Genomic DNA, 19622 nt, shown 5'->3' on the forward strand with positions numbered 1-19622 from the left:
CAATGCCGCCAATTGAATGTTGCCGATGGGTGCACCCAAGACCGTTCTTCTTACCGTTGCCGCGCTGGGCCTTGCAGGCGCGGCGGCGGGCGCGCTGGTGGTTTACGGCGGCCTCTACAACGTGGCCGCCGCGGTGCAGCACACGCAGCCCGTGTATTCGCTGCTGGAAACCGCCATGCACCAATCGGTGAAGCTGCGAGCCCGCAACATCGAAACACCGAAACTCGACAACGAGCGGATGGTGATGCGCGGCGCGGCATGCTTTCGCGACAAGTGCGTTCAGTGCCACGGCGCGCCCGGCGTGGCGCAGGGCGACATCGGAAAAAGCATGCAGCCGCTGCCCGGGCCGCTGGTGGACGCGCGGCACCACTGGGAGCCGCGCGAGCTGTACTGGCTCACCAAGCACGGCATCAAGATGAGCGGCATGCCGGCGTGGGAGTACCGGTTGTCGGAGGAAGAGCTGTGGTCGGTGGTGGCGTTCCTGGCCCGGCTGCCCGACCTGACGCCGCAGCAATATGCCGAAGCCACGCGCGTCGAAGCGACCGGCGTGCAGGGCGCGCCCACAGGGCCGGCATGCGGGGCCGCTCCGGACAGCGCAGCGGTTCGCTCGGGTGACGTCGACCGGGGCAAGCGGGCGCTTCACCAGTACGCCTGCAGTGCCTGCCACACCATTCCGGGCGTCACGAGCTCGTCGCCGCACGTCGGTCCGCCGCTGGCGGGAATAGCAGGGCGCACCCTCATTGCCGGAAAGCTCGCCAACACGCCCGACAACATGGTGCGCTGGCTGCGGCATACACGAGAGGTCGATCCGATGACGGCCATGCCGGAGCTGGGCGTGACCGAACAGGACGCGCGCGACATCGCCGCGTACCTTGCAACCGTGCGTTGAGGAGGATTGCCTGGGCTAGAACTTCGCGGCGGTGCGTTCGTCGTCGACCGTGGCGATGCGCAACCGCGCGCGCTCGTGCTTGATGACGAGCTCGGCGCATCGCTCCTGCATGGAGGCATCCGCCGGCGGTTGCTCCCTGCACTCCACCAGGAGCTGCGACTCGTCGAAGTCCAGCCCATGAAGAACCTCCTGGCCATGCGAATTGATGGCCAGGAGGTTTTCGGCGGACAACTGCGTGCGCAGGGTCTCGGAAATGGCGAGCGTTTGCACGGGCTTCACCGCTTCACCGCTTCGTCGTCCCGGCGCAGGCGTGTGGAATGACTCCCGCCATCACGTGGCTGTCACTTCTTCATGGCCTTGATTTCGGCCTTGCCCTTTTCCTGGTCGGCCTTGGCTTGCTTCACGCAAGCGTCCTTGGCGTCGCCCTTCTGGTCATCGCACTTTTCCTTGGCAACGGCGTAGGCTACTTCCACCTTGGCTTCGGCCACCTTGCGGGCATTGCCGTCGCCGGGCTTCTGCTTCTGGTCGAGTTCGGCCTTGGCGATTTTTTCCTTGCCCTTGGCTTGCTCCATGCAGACGTCCTTGGCGTTGTCCTTCATGGCGTCGCAGGCGGCCTTGTCGGCCTTGTAGTCGGCCGAGATCTTGTCGCGGGCCGCCTTGAGCTCGGCCATGGCAGGATCGGTGGCCGCCGATGGAGTGGTGTTCACTTGCGCATGCACCTGGACCATTCCGAGGCACGATGCCGCTGCGCAAATCATTAACAGCTTCTTCATGATGATCTCCTTGACGCCGGTGGTTGTTCTGCAAGGAAGGATTCGGCGTCTGAAGTCAATATAGAAGTCGCCCACGCGGCATCGGTAGGACGCGTCGCGAAGCCTCCGTAAGCACATGCTGACGCTCCCGGCTTGGGCGCAAGTCCTGTGGGCCGCCGTAGTCCCGGCAAGTGCGCAAGACACCCGGCCGCACCCGGCCGAGATCGATCCGGCCATGGTCGAATACGGCGCCGCGCGCGAGCGCATCGGCGCGAACCTCGAGGCTGCGCTGGGGCAGTGCGAGACGCAGGCCGAACCCGCACGAACCGTCTGCGTCAAGGAAGCCCAGGGCCGCGAGAAGGTTGCAACGGCCGAGCTCCACCATCAGCGCAGCCCCAGCGATGCGAGTGCCCGCCGCCTCGCCGAAACCAGGGTGGCGGTGAACTACGAAGTGGCCAGGGAGAAGTGCAACCAGCGGCAGGGCGGCGACAAGGCCGCATGCCTCTCCCGCGCCAGCGAAGAAGAATCGAAGGCGAGGGCGGGCATCCGGACCGGCGGGTAGCGGCGCGCCCAGTGCTCAGGCCGTTGCGCTGGCCCAGTATTCCCGCGCGGCGGCCTTGATGGTGCGCATCGCCTCAGGGTCGCCATGCCAAAGGGCCGAGAGGTAGGCCTTGCCCTGCGCAAGCGACACATCGGGCGGCAGCGGCGGCACGGCGGCATCGGTGACCATTTCAAGCAGCATGGGGCGGTCGGCTGAAAAGGCGGCGTCCCATGCGGGCCCGATCGCTTCGGGCGTGTCGACGCGCAAGGCGCCAAGGCCCAGCATTTCTGCGAAGCGCGCATACGGAAAATCAGGCAGCACCTGCGAGGCCTCGAACTTCGGATCGCCGCCGAGCACGCGCTGCTCCCAGGTCACGAGGTTGAGGTCGCGGTTGTTGAGCACCATCACCACCAGGCGCGGGTCGGCCCAGTCGCGCCACATGCGCGCGAGGGTGATGAGCGCGTTCAGGCCGTTCATCTGCATGGCGCCGTCGCCCAGCATCGCGACCACGGGCCGGTCCGGGTGGGCCAGCTTGGCAGCAATGGCGTAGGGAACGGCGGGGCCCATGGTGGCCAGGCCGCCGGAGAGACTGGCCTTCATGCCGCGGCGCAGCTTGACGTCGCGGGCATACCAGTTGGCAGCCGTGCCGCTGTCGCACGTCAGCACCGCCTGTTCGGGCAGCCGCGGGGAGAGTTCCCAGAACACGCGCTGCGGGTTGACCGGCGATGCTTCCACGTGGGCGCGTGCCTCGAGCACCCGCCACCATTTGGCCACCTCGGCTTCGATGCCGCGGCGCCACGGGCCGTGTTCCTTGTGCTCCAGCAGCGGCAGCAGGGCGGCCAGCGTGGCGCGGCTGTCGCCGACCAGGCCCAGCTCCGCGGGGTAGCGCAGGCCGATGGCGCGAGGGTCGGTGTCGATCTGCACGCAGCGCGCCCGGCCCTCGGGCGGCAGAAACTCCGCATACGGAAACGACGAGCCCACCATCAGCAGCGTGTCGCAGTCTTCCATCATGCGCGAGCTCGGCCGCGTGCCCAGGACGCCGATGGCGCCGGTCACGAAGGGGAGGTCGTCCGGCACCGCGGCCTTGCCCAGCAAAGCCTTGGCAACGCCCGCGCCAAGCCGTTCGGCCACGTGGATCAATTCGTCGGTGGCGTGCAGGGCACCCGCACCCGCGAGGATGGCGACCTTGCTTCCGGCATTGATGATTTCCGCCGCGCGCTGCAACGCGGGCAACTCGGGCACCACCGCGGTGGCGGTGACGCCAATGCCGCTGTGAACGGTGCCGTGCTCGCGTGGCGGCACCGGCACGGCGGGCAGGTCCTGCACGTCGTTGGGAAAGATCACGCAGGTCACGGCGCGGCGGTCGCGTGCGATGCGCATCGCGCGGTCGATTAGGTGGCGGGCCTGCTCCGCACTGGAGGCCATCTGCACGAACTCATGCGCCACGTCCTTGAACAGGGAGACAAGGTCCACCTCCTGCTGGTAGTCGCCACCCAGGGCGCTGCGTTTCTGCTGGCCGACGATGGCGACCACGGGCTGGTGGTCCAGCTTCGCGTCGTAGAGGCCGTTCAGGAGGTGGATTGCGCCGGGGCCCGATGTGGCCAGGCACACCCCCACCTCGCCCGAGAACTTGGCGTGCGCGCAGGCCATGAAGGCGGCCAGCTCCTCATGGCGGCTTTGAACGAATTCGATGGAGCCGTCGGCGCGGTCGAGCGCGCCCATCAGGCCGTTGATGCCGTCACCGGGGTAGCCGTAAATGCGCCGCACGCCCCAGTCGTACAGGCGTTGCACCACGAAATCGCTGACTGTCTGCTTCATTGAAACTCCATGTGCCGGACGCGCCGGCGGTTGCCATCGGTTGCGGATGAAGCGTCCTTCGGCGGCGAAGGGCGTCCACGTTGCGCGATGTTCCGCGGTCCGCGGACGGCGGGTGTCGTGCGATCCGCCCCAGGAGGCGTCGGCGCAATCCCACAGCGCGAGAGTGCCCCGCAGCGTTGCGCCGCCGCCAGACTGCTCCCACGCGCAGGTCCTGCGTCCTCCGACCCACGGGGCGGGGGGCAGGCGCAGGATGCAAGGCATCTTCACCATTTCAGGAGAAAGCAATGCCAAGAGGTGACAAGTCGTCCTACACGGACAAGCAGAAACGCAAGGCCGAACACATCGAGGAAAGCTACGAGCACCGCGGTGTCGGCAAGGCCGAAGCCGAAAAGCGCGCTTGGGCCACCGTCAACGCAGAGACCGGCGGCGGCAAGAAGAGCGGCAGCGGCCGCGGCAAGGCCGAGAATCACGCGCCATCTCGCAAGGGCGGCCACAAGGGCGGCGCCGCCGCGGCATCGCGCACTGCCGCCGAACGTTCCGCATCCGCCAAGAAGGCCGCCGCGACGCGTAAGCGCAATGCTGAGCACCGCAGCGGCTGACCCCGGCAATCAAGGAGATCCGCAATGACTCGAGTTTCTGAATTGATGACTCGCGGCGTACGAACCCTCGCGCCCGCGGACCCGGTGGCGCTGGCCGCCCAGGCAATGGACGAGCTGGACATCGGCGCCATTCCGGTGTGCGACGGCCAGCGCCTGCTGGGCATGGTGACCGACCGCGACATCGTGCTGCGCGTGGTGGCGCAGAAACGCCCGCTCGACACTTCGCTGTCGGAGGTGATGACGAAGGACGTCAAGTGGTGCACCGAAACCGACAACGTCGAAACGGTGATGAATGAAATGGCCGGCTACCAGGTACGCCGCATGCCGGTGGTCGACCGCGACCGGCGGCTCGTGGGCATGCTGTCGCTCGGCGACACGGCCGCCAAGGGCGACATCGGCAAGGCGGGCGACACGCTCAACATCATTTCGCAGCCGGCCGAGCCGGACCGCTCGAAGCAGTCCGCCGCAAGCGGGCCCAGCGGCGGCGGCGCGTCTTGAGTTCCTGGTGCCGGCCGGCTCAGCGCCTTGCAGGCAGGCGGATGCGCGGGCCGGGCGTGGTGCGAACCAGCAGCGCTTCTTCCGCCTGGCGCAAGAATCGTTCGTTGCGCTCGGGCGTTTGCGAAGCCACGCAATCGCGCGGGGCAATGGCTTCCAGGTCGCGCATGCCCGCATCGGCCAGCGTGGCCCAGATGCACTGGTCGCTGGCCACGCCCGTCACGATCAGCCGGCTTGCCTTCAGGTAGGCGAGCAGCAGCTCGAGCGGGGTCGCGAAGAAGGCGGACTGCTTGGGTTTGAGCACAAAGTAGTCTTTCTCGCCCGGCAGTAGCGCTGAAGTGATCTCGGCGCCGGCGCCACCGGAGGCGAGGGACATCTCCACCAGCTTTGGAAAGTCGGAGCGCCAGCGTCCGCGGTTGTCGTTGACGTAGATGGTGGGCACCCCGGCGCGGGTGCATCGCGCCTTCAGGGCCGCAATGCGTCCGGCAATGGCATGCGCACCGGGCAATAATTTTTCCGCATCGGGAAAATCCCAGCAGCTGATCATGTCGATGATCAGCAAGGCGGTGTGGCCGGCGGCGGGCGTGGGGGGCGAGGGCAGGGGGCGGGGAGGAAGAAGATGAGGCCATGGGCCGGCAAAGCTCCAGTCAGTCCAGTCAGCGCAGGCCTCACGATTCCCAAAGCGCCTGGCCGGGCCCGTAGGAAAGCTGCGCGTGGCCGCGAAAGCCGCCGCCGAGTCCTCTGGTGCCTGGGCGGCGCGTAGGAGGCCTCTTTCACAACGACGCGCGTTATCCCGCTCTGCCGGAGCGCGAGGTGTTCGACCATGGGCGGGAGCTGTCGAAATGCACGGTTCGCCGCCGTGCGCCCCCGCCAATCGTTCACAAGGAGTCATTCCGATGAACACTTCCCCGATGAGTACTTCCGGTTTCACCCGGCCCTTCGCCATCGTGACGGGCGCTTCGTCCGGCATAGGGCTGGAGCTGGCGCGCTGCTGCGCCAATGAGGGCTTCGATCTGTTGATTGCGGCCGATGAGCCCGAGATCGAGGACGCCGCGGTTCAATTGCGCGGCCTGGGCGTGGAGGTGCAGCCCGTGCTTGCCGACCTTTCCACCACAGAGGGGGTCGACCGCCTGCTGGCGGCCGCTGGCCAGCGCCCGGTCAACGCGCTTCTCGCCAATGCCGGGCGCGGTCTCGGCCACGCCTTTCTCGACCAGAACTTTGCAGACGCGCGGCACGTGCTCGACACCAACATCACCGGCACGGTGTATCTGATCCATGCCATAGGCGGCGCAATGCGCGCGCGCGGGCAGGGGCGCATTCTGATCACCGGCTCCATTGCGGGCTTCATGCCCGGCAGCTTCCAGGCGGTGTACAACGGCACCAAGGCCTTCCTGGATTCTTTCTCCTTTGCGCTGCGCGAAGAGCTGAAGGATAGCGGCGTGACGGTGAGCTGCCTGATGCCGGGGCCGACCGACACCGAGTTTTTCGACCGCGCCGACATGCTCGACACCAAGGTGGGCCAGGACGACAAGAAGGCCGACCCGGCCAAGGTGGCGAAGATCGGCTTCGAAGCCATGATGAATGGCGAAGGCGACGTGGTCGCGGGCTGGAAGAACAAGCTCCAGGTCGCTGTTGCCAACGTCACGCCATCGGCGTTGCTGGCCAAGCAGCACCGCAGGATGGCCGAACCCGGAACGGCGGACCCACGCTAGGCCGGGAGCGCGTGCCATGGACACTTCTTTCAGCTCGGGAGTCGCCCTCGTGGACACCGTCCTCAAGAGCACCGGCGGCAGCGTGGTGGTGTGGAGCGCCGATCCGCAGGCCTACGGCAGCGAACACGAACGCGCCACGCGCAGCAACTTTGCCGAGCGCCTTGCGGCGCTGAAGCAGTTTCGCTTTGCCGGCGAATACGACGCCTCGCGGGCGCACGAGAACACGCCGCTGTACTTTGTGCCGAGCGACACCGTGCCCAGCACGCAGCTGGCGCGTTCGCTCGGCATCTCGACGCTGCATGACCTGTTCGGGGGCGTGGTTCCGTACCCTTTCGTGGCCACCAAGGCCATCACGCATCCGCTGGTCGGACGGGCCGCCGCCTGTCCTGAAGGGTGGGCGTCCGCATTTGCGGCCGACATTTCGCATGCGGCGCTCGACGGGTTCTCGGCCTTCTCCGCCGAGGATGCGCGATGGGCCGGGCGCCGCCTGCTCGAAAACGGCCCGGTGCGGGTGAAGCCGGTGTGCGCCACCGGCGGGCGGGGCCAGACCATGGTCACCGACGCCGATGCGCTGGACCGCAGCCTGGCCGCAATGGACGAGAGCGAGATTGCGCTGCACGGCGTGGTGATCGAAGAGAACCTGGAGCGGCCCGACACCTTCAGCGTGGGGCAGGTGATGGTCGACCACATGATCGTGAGCTACTTCGGCCGCCAGCGCATGACGACCGACAACGCGGGCCAGAGCGTGTACGGTGGTTCCGACCTGACGCTGGTGCGCGGCAACTTCGACGCGCTGCTTGCCAAGACCAGCCCGAGCCCGGCGCTGTGCCTCGCCATCGAACAGGCGCGGCGGTACCACCAGGCGGTGATCGACTGCTTTCCCGGCTTTCTTGCGTCGCGCGTGAACTACGACGTGGCGCAGGGCGTGGGTGCGGGTGGTGCATGGCGCTCGGGCGTGCTGGAGCAGTCGTGGCGCGTGGGGGGCGCAACCGGCGCCGAGATGATGGCGCTCGAGAGCTTCTGGCGCGACCCGGCGCTGGAGCGCCTGCGCGTCTCCTGCTTCGAGACCTATGGCGCGGCGGCGCCCATTCCGGCGAAGGCGGCGGTGCACTACCGCGGCATCGACAATCGGATGGGGCCCCTGACCAAGTACGCATTGATCCAACCGTATGCCAGCGACACGACATAACGTCATCGATATTCCCGTAGACGGCCAGCACATTGCCGGAACGCTGGTCGCCGCTTCGACGATGGTGCCCGGTGTCCTGCTCGTGCACGGCTGGGATGGCAGCCAGGAGCAATACATTGCGCGCGCGCACGACATTGCCGCGCTCGGCTGCGTATGCCTCACCTTCGACCTGCGCGGCCACGCGCGCCATGCGGCGCTGCGCAAGGAAGTCACGCGGGAAGACAACCTGCGCGACGTGCTCGCGGCCTACGACACGCTGGTGAGCCACCCCACGGTCGATCCGAACGCGATTGCCATCGTCGGCAGCAGCTACGGCGGGTACCTGGCGGCGCTGGTCAGTGCCATGCGCCCGGTGCGCTGGCTCGCACTGCGCGCGCCGGCGCTTTACCGCGACCGCGAATGGCTGGCGCCCAAGGGCCAACTGAGCAGGTCCGACCTGGTGGCCTACCGCCGCACCCTGGTGGGCCCGCGCGACAACCGCGCGCTGGCCGCCTGCGAAGCCTTCACCGGCGACGTGCTGATCGTCGAATCGGAGCACGACCAGATCGTGCCGCACCCGGTCATCGAGAACTATCTGGGCGCGTTCAAGCGCGTTCGTTCCGCCACCTACCGCGTCATTTCGGGCGCCGACCACGCCTTGTCGAAGCAGTCGTCCCGCCAAGCCTATGGGCAGCTCCTGGTGTCCTGGATGACGGAAATGACACTCGGCGCCAGGGCCACCGGCGCCATGACGCGGGCCGTTTCCGAAAGCCCCGCATAGAGGTTTCCACATGAACACAAGCAAACGACTTGCGCCGGTGCTACGAACCGGCCTGATCGCCGGAACATTGGCCAGCTTTGCCTCGACGGCCGCGCTCATGCTGTGCGGCCGGCGCGAGGCCGGCAGCGCGGTCGCGCCGACCAACGCCACCAGCCATTGGCTATGGGGCGAGCAGGCGCTGCAGGTCTACCGGCCCACGCTGCGGCACACGGCCCTGGGCTATGCCACCCACCATGCGAGCGCGATTTTCTGGGCGCTGCTCTACGCCTGGCTGCATACCGAGCGGCGCCCGCCGCAATCGGTGCCTGCCGCGCTCGCCAGTGCCGGCGCCGCAACGGCGGTGGCCTGCACGATCGACTACACGATCACGCCGCGCCGGCTCACGCCGGGTTTCGAGCATCATCTTTCCAAAGGCTCCATGGCCGTGGTCTACGGCTTCTTCGCCCTGGGCATGGCGGCCGGATGCCTGCTCGCGCAGCGCGGGCGCGAGTAGTGGGCGCTGCTACGCGCACACAGGCAGCTTTCCTACGCCGCGGTGTTTCGAGTCCCCCCATCGTTCAGCTTCCACCAACCTTATTCGGAGCCCCACGATGCCCACCTCTACCAAGCGAGCAGCACCCGATGCATGCAGCCTTCTCGATTCCGACCACCGCAACGTCAAGAAGTTGTTCAAGGAGTACGAGGAACTGACCCATTCGCGAGCTGCCAGCGCGCAGCAGAAGAAGCGCGAACTCGCGACCCAGATCTGCACCGAACTGACGGTGCATGCGCAAATCGAGGAAGAAATCTTCTACCCCGCGCTGCGCGAGGCGCTCAGCGAAACCGATCTCCTGGACGAAGCCGAGGTCGAGCATGCCAGTGCCAAGGAACTGATCGCACAGATCGAATCCGCTACCGACGTGGACGAAAAATTCGACGCCAAGGTCATCGTGCTGGGTGAATACATCGACCATCACGTGAAGGAAGAGCGCAACGAGATCTTCGTCAAGGCGCGCGCCGCCAAGGGGCTCGACCTGATGGCCATGCGCGAGCAGCTCGCGGCCCGCAAGGAAGAGCTGATGGAAGAACTCACCGGCGTGGCCGCCTGAGCCCGCCTGGGTCTCACGCAGCCTATTCACCCCACGGCACCCGGCCGCCCGCCGGCCGGGTGCCACGCTTTTCATCGGCCTTGGAGGTCACCATGACAAATATCGTCTCCCGGCTTTTTCCCACGGCGACCAACATGATTCGCCTGGACCATACGCACGTGCTTTCCACCTTTCACCAGTACAAGGCGAGCGCGCCGAGCCGCGTGAAAAAGGGACTGGTCAACACCATCTGCACGGCACTCGAAATTCACGCGCAGCTCGAAGAAGAAATCTTCTACCCCGAGATGCGCAAGATCGACGATGAACGCATCGCGGAGGCGATCGACGAACACTCCGAAATGCGCCGGCTCATCGGCCTGCTTCGCACCATGGAGCCCGAGGCGCGCGACTATGACGAAACCCTGTCGGCGCTCATGCGCGACGTGATGCATCACGTGGCCGACGAGGAAACCATCTTGCTGCCGGCGGCTGAAAAGCACTTGGCGGACAAGCTGGGCGACCTGGGCGCGCAAATGACCAAGCGCCGGCTGCAGCTCGCGGGGCCGCGCACGGGCGAAATCGCTCTCGACATGGGGCGCGCCGCCTCGGGCAACACAGCGGCCATTGCCATGGTCGGGCTGGCCGCGGCGGGGCTTCTGCTGGCACGGCGGTCCGGCCACCTGCGCCGGCATGCACGCGCCTGACCTGGAGGGGGCGGCTTCATGCCCGAAGACACCAACATTCCGTTGCCGTCCGCGCCCGAATCTTCGCGCGCTGCATTCCAGGTGCTGGCCGAGCGCGTGGGAGTGCTTGCGCCGGGGGCACCGCTGTCGGACGAACTCATGAAGTTCGCCGAAGGCGTAATGCAACTCGCCGCGGAGGGCAAGGTTCCGCGCAAGCGCGAAGGTTCGTAGCCGGGCGGGGCTACAGCATGTCGCGTAGCCGGTAGTACATCATCCCCAGCACGAGTGCGGGGGTGCGAAGCAGGGTGCCGCCGGGAAAGGCAAGGTGCCTGATGCGGGCGAACAGGTCGAAGCGCTCCGCCTGCCCCGCAATGGCCTCTGCCGCCAGCTTGCCCGCCATGCCAGTCAGCGCCAGGCCATGGCCGGAGAAGCCTTGCAGGTAATAGATGTTGCTGCCGATGCGCCCAAAATCAGGCGCCTTGTTCATGGTGATGTCGACGAAGCCGCCCCAGGCGTGGTCGATGCCGAGGTCCGACAGCTGCGGAAACACCATGAGCATGCTTTTGCGGATTTTCTCGATCAGGTTGCGCGGGGTGCGGGCGCTGTAGCTGTCGCCGGAACCGAACAGCAGCCGGTGGTCGGCGCTCAGGCGGAAATAGTCGAGCACGAAGTTCGTGTCCGAAGCGGCCGGCCGGCCGCGCATGAGCGCATCCGCGCGGGCCTTGTCCATTGGCTCGGTCGCGATCATGTAGGTGCCCACGGGCATGATGCGCGATGACACTTCGGGCGCCACGTCGTCGCCGTATTCCGCAAGGTAGACGTTGCCCGCCAGCACCACGAAGCTGCACCACACCTCGCCCTGCGCGGTCTTCACCACCGGCCGCGTGCCGCGCTCGATGACCTGGGCCGCAGAGTTCTCGTGCAGCTGCGCGCCGGCGGCCCGCGCTGCGGAAGCCAGGCCCAGCGAATACTTGAGCGGATGCAGGTGGCCCGAAAACGCGTCGAAGGTGCCGGCGTCGAAGCGCTTGCTGTCGACCCATTGCGCAATTTCCCCGGAGCCCAGCCATTGCAGCGGGTAGCCGTGGATGCGGCCCACGTGCTCCATCCATCGCCGGAGCGCGCGCGACTTCGAGGGCTTGACCGAAAGGTTCAGGTAACCGGGCTGCCAGTCGCAGTCGATGGCATGGCGGGCCATGCGGTCGCGCAGCAGGTTCAGCCCTTCGACGGAGACATTCCAGGCGCGGCGAGCGTCTTCGGGTGTGAATTGCTTCTCGATGGCGTCTTCGCCGTCGGAGCCGAAGCCGACAATGGCCTGCCCGCCATTGCGGCCCGAGGCTCCCCAGCCGACGCGCTGCGCCTCGAGCAGCACCACCGCGTAGCCGCGCGAAGCCAGCTCCAGCGCCGCGGAAAGGCCCGCGAGGCCGCCGCCCACCACGCAGACGTCGGCGGTGGCAATGCCTTCGAGCGGGCGCGCAGCTTCGAACCGCTCGGCGCGCTGCACGCTCGCTTCGTAGTAGGAGTTCTCGACGACGCCGAGTTCTTTCCGCAGCAGCAATCAGGTCACCCGGAAGTTGAGAAACTGCCAGGGGTCTTCTTCATCCTTTTCTTCATTGAAGAGCGGGCTGCGGTCTTTGAGCGGCGTCCAGTCGCCGTACACGCCCGCCACCTCTCCCAGGTAGGGCATTGCGGCTTCCAGGACCACGCGGTGATCGAGGTCGTCGGGCTCCACCAGCCCGGCGTCGGGGTTGCGCAGCGCCCACAGCATGCCGCCCAGGATGCCGGCCACCACCTGCAGGCTGGTGGCGCTGTTGGCGGGCGCCAGTTCGCGCGCCTGCTCGATGGTGAGTCGGGAGCCGTACCAGTAGACGCCCTTGGGATTGCCCATCAACAGCACGCCGAGCTCGTCCATGCCTTCGGCGATTTCGTCGCGGATGATTTTCTGGCGGTGCTGCAGGCGCCAGTTCTTTCCGGCCACCTCGTGCAGCGAGAGCACGGCGTCGTCGCACGGGTGGTAGGCGTAGTGCACCGTGGGGCGGTACACCACCTCGCCGTCCTTGCGCAGCGTCAGGTGGTCGGCAATGGAAATCGATTCGGCATGCGTCACCAGAAAGCCGTGGTAGGGCCCTTCGAGCGGCGTCCAACTGCGCACCCGCGTGCCGATGCCGGGCCGGCCGAGGTAGATGGCCGCATCGCTGCCGAAGCCGTGCCGCGCCGCATCGGCTGGCCAGTGCTGCTCGTGCGTGCCCCATCCGAGTTCGGCCGGCTGCAGGCCCTCGTCGACGAAGCCCTGCACCGACCAGGTGTTGACGAATTCGTTGCGCTGCTTGCGCTGCCTTGCCGCCTGGGTGTCGCGCTCGGCAATGTGAATGACCTTGATTTCCAGCTGCCGCGCAAGTGCGGCCCAGTCCTCGTAGCTCGCGGGCATCGATTCGAGCTGCGCATGAGTGTCGGCCGCAATGTTCAGCAGCGCCTGCTTGAGCAACGCGGACACCAGCCCCGGATTGGCGCCTTGGGTGATCACGGCCGTGGGCCCGCTGCGCTTGTCGAGGCGCCAGGCCAGCACCTCTTCGCGCAGGCTGTAGTTCGAGCGGCGGGAAGGCGGCACGCCGGGGTCGTCGTAGCGCCCAGGCCATGGCTCATTGCAGGTGTCCAGGTAGAAGGCGCCGCGTTCGCGGCAGAGCTTGATGAGCGCAAGGCTCGAAACATCGACCGACAGGTTGACCAGGAAATCGCCCTTGGACAGCAACGGCTCGAGCACGGCGGCCAAATTGCCTTCTTCGAGCCGCGCAGGAATGACCTCGACGCCCAGTTCCTTGGCAACGCCGCTGCGGTCCTCGCCCGGCTTCACGATCTTGATGTCGGAGACCTTCAGGCCGAAATGGCGCAACAGCAACGGCAGCAGCGCCTGCCCGATGGAGCCGAAGCCGATCATGGTGAGCCTGCCGTCGAACCGCGCCAGCAATTCATTCTTCTTGGTCATCCGCAACCTCGCTGAGTGGCACCGGCGCTGGCCGCCGGGCTGTCTGCTGCCTGGTTTTCCGTTCGTGTTCAAAAATGTGGTGCCACCAGTTGCGTCCACGCGTCAGCTTGCCTTTGCCGAAGGTGTAGGAGGACTCCATAAACGGTCGTTTTTGCTGGCTCATGGTAGAAACCGGCCACCCTGCGCGCGTCGCGCATCGCACCGTCCGATGGCAGAAAACTCCAACCCGAGAATTTCCGGAATTTCCGAAGAAATAGCCCGCACCGCCTGGCCGCTTTGGCTGGTGCTGGGCGTGGCGTTGCTGCTTTTGGGCGGCTGCGCGGGCCTGCCGTCGGGCGTGGAACGCAAGCCGTCAATGGCCATCACCAACGGCACCGACACGACGCTGGGGCGCCTTGTCACGGCGGCTTCACCGCCGGGGCAGGGCTTGAGCGGATTTCGGCTGCTGCCCATGGCGCAGTTTTCGCTGCATGCGCGCATCGAACTGGCGAAGCGCGCGCAGCGCTCCATAGACGTTCAGTACTACCTGGTGCAGAACGACGAAACCGGCCGCTACCTGCTTCGCACATTGCGCGACGCGGCGGAGCGCGGCGTGCGCGTGCGCCTTTTGGTGGACGACCTCTACACCGCGGGCGCCGATCCGCTGTTCGCGGGCCTGGCGGCGCATCCCAATGCCGAGGTGCGGATGTTCAATCCGTTTCCGGCCGGGAGGGAGCGCCTGGGCACGCGCTGGGCTTCGTCGCTGCTCGACTTCGACCGCGTGCACCGCCGCATGCACAACAAGCTCTTCGTGGTCGACAACGTGATGGCGGTCATGGGCGGGCGAAACATCGCCAACGAATACTTCCTGCGGGACGGCGGTTCCAACTTCATCGACATCGACACGCTGGTGGCCGGTACCGTGGTGCCGCGGCTTTCGTCGCTGTTCGACATGTACTGGAACAGCCCCTATGTGTACCCCGTGGAGTCGCTGGTGTCGACCGGCTGGGCCACGCCGCAGCAGTTGCGTGACCGCTTCGAGCAATTGACCGGCGGGCCGGACACGCTGCACCCCGATCCGCTTGCTTCAACCGACCTGCTGGGCAACAACGCGCTGGCCAAGGACCTGGACGAAGGCGCGCTCTCGCTCGTGTGGGCGCGAGCCGAAGCCTACGCCGACGCGCCTGCCAAGGCGCTGGGCCCCACGGAAGAGGCCCGCGGCCTACCGGCCGACGAGTCGACCGACAGCGTGCTCTACAACGTGCGGCGCTACATACGCGGCGCGGAGCACGAGATCCTGCAAACCACGCCATATCTGATTCCGGGGCGCGGTGGCATGGAGTCGATGCGCACCGTGCGGCAAAAGGGCGTGAGCTACACCATCGTGACCAATTCGCTCGCGGCCACCGACGAATCACTGGTGCACATCGGCTACCGCCGCTACCGGCCCGAGATGCTGCGGCTGGGGGTGGCGCTCTACGAACTGAGCCCCAAGCGCGTGGAAGAAACCAAGCGCTTCGGCATCTACGGTTCGGCGAGCGGAAGGCTGCACGGAAAGTCGGCCGTGATCGACCGCAACATCGTCTTCATCGGCTCGATGAACTTCGATCCGCGCTCGATGCTGCACAACACCGAGGTCGGCATTTTCATCTTCAGCCCGCAGATCGCGCAGCAGCTCACCAGCCTGATCGGCTTCATGCGGCTCGACGGTGCCTACCAGCTGCAGCTGGGGCCGCGCGGCGGCATCGAATGGGTGAGCCCGGCCTCGGGCGACGGCGCCGACACCATCCTGCACGTGGAGCCGGAAACCGATTTCTGGTCGCGCTGGAAGCTGGAGCTGTTCGCTCCGCTGGTGCCCGAGAGCCTGCTCTAGCGGCGTGCGTGCGCCGCCACCGGGGGCCTAGTGCTGCAGGCGCCCGCTCAGGTAGGGCTCGGGATCGACGGCGGTGCCGTTCTTGCGGATTTCGAAATGCACCTTCACGCGGTCGGTGCCGCTCTTGCCCATTTCGGCAATTTTCTGGCCCTGGCGCACCACCGCGTTTTCCTTGACGACGATGTTTTCAGCGTGGGCGTATGCGGTGAGGAAGGTGTCGTTGTGCTTGACGATGACCATGTTGCCGTAGCCGCGCAGTTCGCCGCCCACGTACACCACGCGGCCGTCTGCCGAAGCCACGACCGGGTCGCCAAGGTTGCCCGCGATGTCCAGGCCCTTGTTGCGCACGCCGTCGAAGCGGGCAATGGTGGTGCCGCTGGCGGGCCGGATGAACATGGCTTGGGGCTGCTGAACGGGTGGTGGCACGTTCACGCCGGCCCGGGGAGGCGGTGCGGGCGTGGTGCAGGCTGCAAGGCCGGCCGCCACGAGTAGCGCGGCGCCGGTACGGGAAACAAAAGTCTGAAGGTGCTGCATGGTTCTCTTTGGAACGAATTCGTTGCTGAGGGTTCCTTCGGCTCGGCACGCCGGGCGAGTTACCGCCGGCATGCTAGCAAACTCGCAGGGCGCCGGCAGGTGCCGGACCCTGGGAGAAGGGGGCCTAAGGGACTGGCGGTGCCCGCTCTTTTGTTACTTGAGCGGAATGGGCGTGCCGCGGTCGATCGGCACCGCCGTCACGCTGTTCTTCGGCGAGCCGTCGATCAGCAGGTCGGAGTAGGTAAGGTAGATGAGCGTATTGCGCCGGGCGTCGACCATGCGCACCACGCGCAGCCGCTTGAAAAGAATCGACAGCCGCTCGGTGTAGACCTCTTCGCGCTTGGGCAGCGGCTGCGTGATGCTCACGGGGCCGACCTGGCGGCAGGCGATGGAGGCTTCCGACTTGTCTTCGGCAACGCCGAAGGCGCCGGCCAGCCCGCCTGTCTTGGCACGCGAGACGTAACAGGTGACGCCGCTGACCTTGGGGTCGTCGTACGCCTCGACCACGATCTTGTGATCCGGGCCGATGAGCTTGAACGCGGTGTCGACGTCGCCCACGATTTCCGCTTGCGCCGCCGGGGCCAGCGCAAGGCCCAGGCCAACGACAACGGTGGATGCGAGCGCCGCACGGAAGAGGGCGGTGGCCCGCAATGCCTGAATGGTCATGTGTTTCAAACGATGCTGAGTTCGTGCACGCGGTCGAAGCTGCCGCGCCGCCGGTCCTCGAAGAAGTGTTCCAACGCCTCGCGCACGGTACGAAACGCGATTTCTTCCCAGGGAATTTCTTCCTCGGTGAAAAGCCGGGCCTCGATGGTTTCGTGGCCCGGGTCGAAGCGGTCGTCCAGCAGGCGGGCGCGGTAGAACAGGTGCACCTGCCCCACGCGCACGACGCTGATCACCGCGAAGAGGCCCTGCATTTCGTAGTTGGCGCCGGCCTCTTCGTCGGTTTCGCGTGCCGCGCCCTGGGCCGCGGTTTCGCCAAGCTCCATGAAGCCCGCGGGCAGCGTCCATTTGCCCCAGCGCGGCTCGATGTTGCGCTTGCACAGCAGCACCTTGTCGCCGAGCACGGGAATGGTGCCCACCACGTTCAGCGGGTTCTCGTAGTGGATGGTGCTGCAGGCGGGGCAGACGGCGCGTTCCTTGGTGTCGCCGTCGTCCGGAATGCGGTAGACCACCGCGGTGCCGCAGTTCTTGCAGTGCTTGATGGGTACGCGCAGGATCATGGAGCGTTGGGGCGCAGGCCCTTAGACGACCTTGACGGTCAGCTTTGGCAGGCCCGCCACTTCGCCGACCAGCGTGTCGCCCGCCACCACCGCCGCCACGCCTTCGGGCGTGCCGGTGAAGATCAGGTCGCCGGGCTGCAGCTCCCAGGCGGCCGAAAGATGCTCGATGGTTTCGGCCACGTTCCAGATGAGCTTGGCTACCGTGCTGCGCTGGCGGTCGGTGCCGTTCACCTTCAGCGAGATTTCGGCCTTTTCGGCATCGCCGGCCTGTGCCACGGGCACGATGGGGCCGATGGGCGCGCTCTGCTCGAAGCCCTTGCCGATGTCCCAGGGGCGGCCTTGCTTCTTCATCTCGCCCTGCAGGTCGCGGCGCGTCATGTCCAGGCCCACGGCGTAGCCGTAGATGTGCTTGTGTGCATCGGCCGCCAAGATGTTCTTGCCGCCGGTGCCGATGGCCACCACCAGTTCGATCTCGTGGTGCAGGTTCTTGGTCAGCGTGGGGTAGGCCATGGTGCCGGTCTGGCCCGCATCGACCACCACGAGCGCGTCGGCCGGCTTCATGAAGAAGAACGGCGGCTCGCGGCCGGTAAAGCCCATTTCCTTGGCGTGATCTTCATAGTTGCGGCCCACGCAATAGATGCGGTGCACCGGAAAACGGGCGGGCTGCCCGACCACCGGAACCGAAACGGTCGCGGGCGGGGCGAAAACAAACTCGGAAGCCATTGCGTCTGTCCTTTTCAGCGGAACGGAGAAAAACGGCAGTGTGCCAGAGGCAGACCAGGGTTGTTCGCGAGCGCTATGCTTGCGCAATGATGAAGCTGCATAACTACTTCCGCTCCTCGTCGTCCTTCCGGGTGCGCATTGCGCTCAACCTGAAGGGCCTGGACTACGACTACGTGCCGGTGCACATTGCCCGCGGCGACCATCGCACGGGCCCCTATTCGGCCATTTCGGCCGACATGCTGGTGCCGCTGCTCGAGGACGAGGGCGAGCGCTTCTCGCAGTCGATGGCGATCATCGAATACCTGGACGAAACCCACCCCGAGCCGCCGTTGCTGCCGCACGACCCGGTGGGCCGGGCGCATGTGCGGGCGCTGGCGCAGTCGATTGCCTGCGAGATCCACCCGCTGAACAACCTGCGCGTGCTCAAGTACCTCGTGAAGGAGCTCAAGCTCGACGACGACGCCAAGAACACCTGGTACCGCCACTGGGTGCGCGACGGCATGCTGGCTTTCGAGCGGCAGCTCGCGCAGCACCCCGGCAGCACCTTCTGCTACGGCAATACGCCCACGCTGGCCGACTGCTGCCTGGTGCCGCAGATCTTCAACGGCAGGCGCTTCGACTGCGACTTCAGCGGGCTGCCGCGCACCATGGCCGCCTTCGAGGCCTGCATGGCGCTCGACGCATTCCAGCGCGCCCAGCCCTCGCAGGCGCCCGACGCGGAAGCCTGAGCGGTATGAACCCCGGCATGGACCCGCGCTGGCTCGTGCCCGACTGGCCGGCGCCGCAGAAAGTGCGGGCGCTGTGCACCACGCGCGCGGGCGGGGTATCGGCCGGGCGTTATGAAAGCCTGAACCTCGGCGACCACGTGGGCGACGAGCCGGCGCATGTCGCGGCCAACCGCACGCGTCTGCGGCAAGCCATCGGCGTGCGGCCGGTCTTCTTGCAGCAGGTGCATGGCAGCGAGGTCGTGGTGCTCGAGGGCGCCGGCAATTCGTTGCCCGATGGCGCCGCCGCCGATGCCTGCACCACGGCCGATAGCGGCCTGGCCTGCACGATCATGGTGGCCGATTGCCTGCCCGTGCTTTTCACCGATACCGCAGGCCGCCGCGTGGCCGCCGCGCACGCAGGTTGGCGCGGCCTTGCCGGCGGCGTGCTTGAAGCAACCGCCGGGCGTTTCGCCGCCGAGCCTGGCAAGGTGCTGGCATGGCTCGGCCCCTGCATCGGGCCCAAGGCCTTCGAGGTGGGTGCGGAGGTCAAGGCCGCATTCGAGACGCATGCGCCGGAGGCTGCGTCGTGCTTTCAGCCTTCGCAATCGGCCGGCAAATGGCTGGCCGACCTGCCGGCGCTCGCACGCCAGCGCTTGCGCGCGGCCGGCGTGGACGCGGTGCATGGCAACGACGGCAGCGACGGCTGGTGCACCGTCGGCAACCCGTCACGGTTCTTTTCGCACCGGCGGGACGGCGTCAGCGGCCGCTTCGCCGCCCTGGTCTGGAAGGCCTGAATCCTTGCTTGTTGCTTCGGCCGAGGCCGCCGCGGCGCGGCGCGCGGCCTCCTGCGCCTCGGCCTCGCGCTGCCTGATCGCGCGGCGGCGGCCCGGGGTTCCCATCAGGTAAACCACCAAGGCCACGGGCGCCAATCCGTACATGAGAAATGTGAAGATGGCACCCAGCACGGTGCCCGTGGTGCTGGTGGCTTCGGCGACGGCCATCATCACGGCGACGTAGAGCCAGCCGATCACGATCAGGTGGATGAACACAACAGGTTTCAGTCGGTAAGTAGGTGGGCGGCGTTATGAAGGCCTTGTG

General features: G+C 66.8%; 26 protein-coding genes. 14 read left to right on the forward strand and 12 right to left on the reverse strand.

The features are described from left to right. The first annotated feature begins 16 nt into the window (after window positions 1-16). A complete protein-coding gene (locus GOQ09_RS10265) occupies window positions 17-889 on the forward strand; it encodes a c-type cytochrome (RefSeq protein ID WP_157613332.1) in 873 nt (290 codons plus the stop codon). 15 nt (window positions 890-904) lie between these two features. Here GOQ09_RS10265 and GOQ09_RS10270 read toward each other — a convergent pair whose 3' ends face one another. Further along, window positions 905-1168: a hypothetical protein gene (locus tag GOQ09_RS10270; RefSeq protein ID WP_157613333.1), complete on the reverse strand. Its 264-nt coding sequence runs from the start codon at window positions 1166-1168 to the stop codon at window positions 905-907. Between the two features lie 62 nt (window positions 1169-1230). Then, on the reverse strand, window positions 1231-1662 hold the full coding sequence (locus tag GOQ09_RS10275) for a hypothetical protein (RefSeq protein ID WP_157613334.1): 432 nt from the start codon (window positions 1660-1662) through the stop codon (window positions 1231-1233). Window positions 1663-1777: 115 nt separating this feature from the next. Between GOQ09_RS10275 and GOQ09_RS10280 the strand changes: the two genes are divergently transcribed. After that, complete coding sequence (locus tag GOQ09_RS10280) at window positions 1778-2203, forward strand: hypothetical protein (protein WP_157613335.1); 426 nt, start codon at window positions 1778-1780, stop codon at window positions 2201-2203. Between the two features lie 15 nt (window positions 2204-2218). Here the strand turns inward: GOQ09_RS10280 and GOQ09_RS10285 are convergent, their stop codons facing one another. Then, window positions 2219-4000: a thiamine pyrophosphate-requiring protein gene (locus GOQ09_RS10285; protein WP_157613336.1), complete on the reverse strand. Its 1782-nt coding sequence runs from the start codon at window positions 3998-4000 to the stop codon at window positions 2219-2221. A 284-nt stretch (window positions 4001-4284) separates the two neighbouring features. On the opposite strand from GOQ09_RS10285, the gene GOQ09_RS10290 reads away from it, so the two are divergent. Beyond that, complete coding sequence (locus tag GOQ09_RS10290) at window positions 4285-4599, forward strand: plasmid stabilization protein (protein WP_157613337.1); 315 nt, start codon at window positions 4285-4287, stop codon at window positions 4597-4599. A gap of 24 nt (window positions 4600-4623) precedes the next feature. Beyond that, window positions 4624-5097, forward strand: a complete 474-nt coding sequence (locus GOQ09_RS10295) for a CBS domain-containing protein (protein WP_157613338.1) — start codon at window positions 4624-4626, stop codon at window positions 5095-5097. A gap of 19 nt (window positions 5098-5116) precedes the next feature. Here GOQ09_RS10295 and GOQ09_RS10300 read toward each other — a convergent pair whose 3' ends face one another. Continuing rightward, a complete protein-coding gene (locus GOQ09_RS10300; RefSeq protein ID WP_242631064.1) occupies window positions 5117-5656 on the reverse strand; it encodes an isochorismatase family cysteine hydrolase in 540 nt (179 codons plus the stop codon). Window positions 5657-5990: 334 nt separating this feature from the next. On the opposite strand from GOQ09_RS10300, the gene GOQ09_RS10305 reads away from it, so the two are divergent. From GOQ09_RS10305 to GOQ09_RS10335, 7 genes are all read left to right on the forward strand, one after another. Continuing rightward, entirely contained in the window at window positions 5991-6806 is an 816-nt protein-coding gene (locus GOQ09_RS10305; RefSeq protein ID WP_242631065.1) for an SDR family NAD(P)-dependent oxidoreductase, read from the forward strand. Window positions 6807-6822: 16 nt separating this feature from the next. Continuing rightward, the gene (locus GOQ09_RS10310) at window positions 6823-7995 is read left to right on the forward strand and encodes a DUF3182 family protein (RefSeq protein ID WP_157613340.1); all 1173 of its coding nucleotides are present in this window, start codon (window positions 6823-6825) and stop codon (window positions 7993-7995) included. Further along, a complete protein-coding gene (locus GOQ09_RS10315) occupies window positions 7976-8755 on the forward strand; it encodes an alpha/beta hydrolase family protein (RefSeq protein WP_157613341.1) in 780 nt (259 codons plus the stop codon). Before GOQ09_RS10310 ends, GOQ09_RS10315 begins: the two co-directional genes overlap by 20 nt. 10 nt (window positions 8756-8765) lie before the next feature. Then, on the forward strand, window positions 8766-9248 hold the full coding sequence (locus tag GOQ09_RS10320; RefSeq protein ID WP_157613342.1) for a hypothetical protein: 483 nt from the start codon (window positions 8766-8768) through the stop codon (window positions 9246-9248). Between the two features lie 97 nt (window positions 9249-9345). Further along, window positions 9346-9843 (forward strand): hemerythrin domain-containing protein, encoded by a 498-nt coding sequence (locus GOQ09_RS10325; protein ID WP_157613343.1) that lies wholly within the window; start codon window positions 9346-9348, stop codon window positions 9841-9843. 92 nt (window positions 9844-9935) lie between these two features. Continuing rightward, complete coding sequence (locus GOQ09_RS10330) at window positions 9936-10526, forward strand: hemerythrin domain-containing protein (RefSeq protein WP_157613344.1); 591 nt, start codon at window positions 9936-9938, stop codon at window positions 10524-10526. Window positions 10527-10544: 18 nt separating this feature from the next. Beyond that, on the forward strand, window positions 10545-10736 hold the full coding sequence (locus tag GOQ09_RS10335) for an aminoglycoside phosphotransferase (protein ID WP_157613345.1): 192 nt from the start codon (window positions 10545-10547) through the stop codon (window positions 10734-10736). 10 nt (window positions 10737-10746) lie between these two features. Here the strand turns inward: GOQ09_RS10335 and GOQ09_RS10340 are convergent, their stop codons facing one another. Genes GOQ09_RS10340 through GOQ09_RS10350 form a run of 3 tightly spaced genes read right to left on the reverse strand, consistent with a single transcriptional unit; the run spans window position 10747 to window position 13648 of the window. Continuing rightward, window positions 10747-12060 carry an NAD(P)/FAD-dependent oxidoreductase gene (locus GOQ09_RS10340; protein WP_157613346.1) on the reverse strand — a complete coding sequence of 438 codons (1314 nt, stop codon included), beginning with the start codon at window positions 12058-12060 and terminating at the stop codon, window positions 10747-10749. After that, entirely contained in the window at window positions 12061-13485 is a 1425-nt protein-coding gene (locus GOQ09_RS10345; RefSeq protein WP_157613347.1) for a homospermidine synthase, read from the reverse strand. It abuts the gene before it with no gap. Then, window positions 13469-13648 (reverse strand): hypothetical protein, encoded by a 180-nt coding sequence (locus tag GOQ09_RS10350; protein ID WP_157613348.1) that lies wholly within the window; start codon window positions 13646-13648, stop codon window positions 13469-13471. The genes GOQ09_RS10345 and GOQ09_RS10350 overlap by 17 nt, the downstream gene beginning before the upstream one ends. Before the next feature lie 45 nt (window positions 13649-13693). Between GOQ09_RS10350 and GOQ09_RS10355 the strand changes: the two genes are divergently transcribed. Further along, on the forward strand, window positions 13694-15337 hold the full coding sequence (locus tag GOQ09_RS10355) for a phospholipase D family protein (protein WP_157613349.1): 1644 nt from the start codon (window positions 13694-13696) through the stop codon (window positions 15335-15337). A 27-nt stretch (window positions 15338-15364) separates the two neighbouring features. Here the strand turns inward: GOQ09_RS10355 and GOQ09_RS10360 are convergent, their stop codons facing one another. From GOQ09_RS10360 to GOQ09_RS10375, 4 genes are all read right to left on the reverse strand, one after another. Next, complete coding sequence (locus GOQ09_RS10360) at window positions 15365-15871, reverse strand: murein hydrolase activator EnvC family protein (RefSeq protein ID WP_157613350.1); 507 nt, start codon at window positions 15869-15871, stop codon at window positions 15365-15367. A gap of 153 nt (window positions 15872-16024) precedes the next feature. Beyond that, complete coding sequence (locus GOQ09_RS10365; protein ID WP_165442075.1) at window positions 16025-16537, reverse strand: CreA family protein; 513 nt, start codon at window positions 16535-16537, stop codon at window positions 16025-16027. 5 nt (window positions 16538-16542) lie between these two features. Next, window positions 16543-17094 (reverse strand): NUDIX hydrolase, encoded by a 552-nt coding sequence (locus GOQ09_RS10370; protein ID WP_126748626.1) that lies wholly within the window; start codon window positions 17092-17094, stop codon window positions 16543-16545. A 21-nt stretch (window positions 17095-17115) separates the two neighbouring features. After that, window positions 17116-17817, reverse strand: a complete 702-nt coding sequence (locus tag GOQ09_RS10375; RefSeq protein WP_157613351.1) for a fumarylacetoacetate hydrolase family protein — start codon at window positions 17815-17817, stop codon at window positions 17116-17118. An 89-nt stretch (window positions 17818-17906) separates the two neighbouring features. Between GOQ09_RS10375 and maiA the strand changes: the two genes are divergently transcribed. Both maiA and pgeF read left to right on the forward strand, forming a co-directional pair. Further along, a complete protein-coding gene (maiA, locus tag GOQ09_RS10380) occupies window positions 17907-18545 on the forward strand; it encodes a maleylacetoacetate isomerase (protein ID WP_157616650.1) in 639 nt (212 codons plus the stop codon). Between the two features lie 17 nt (window positions 18546-18562). After that, window positions 18563-19318, forward strand: a complete 756-nt coding sequence (gene pgeF, locus GOQ09_RS10385) for a peptidoglycan editing factor PgeF (RefSeq protein WP_157616651.1) — start codon at window positions 18563-18565, stop codon at window positions 19316-19318. On the opposite strand, the gene GOQ09_RS10390 is transcribed toward pgeF, so the two are convergent. Next, window positions 19250-19573, reverse strand: coding sequence for a hypothetical protein (locus GOQ09_RS10390; RefSeq protein WP_157613352.1), 324 nt, complete (start codon window positions 19571-19573; stop codon window positions 19250-19252). The genes pgeF and GOQ09_RS10390 overlap by 69 nt on opposite strands. Window positions 19574-19622 lie beyond the last annotated feature (49 nt).

Source organism: Variovorax paradoxus, from assembly GCF_009755665.1.
GTDB classification, from domain to species: Bacteria; Pseudomonadota; Gammaproteobacteria; order Burkholderiales; family Burkholderiaceae_C; genus Variovorax; species Variovorax paradoxus_G.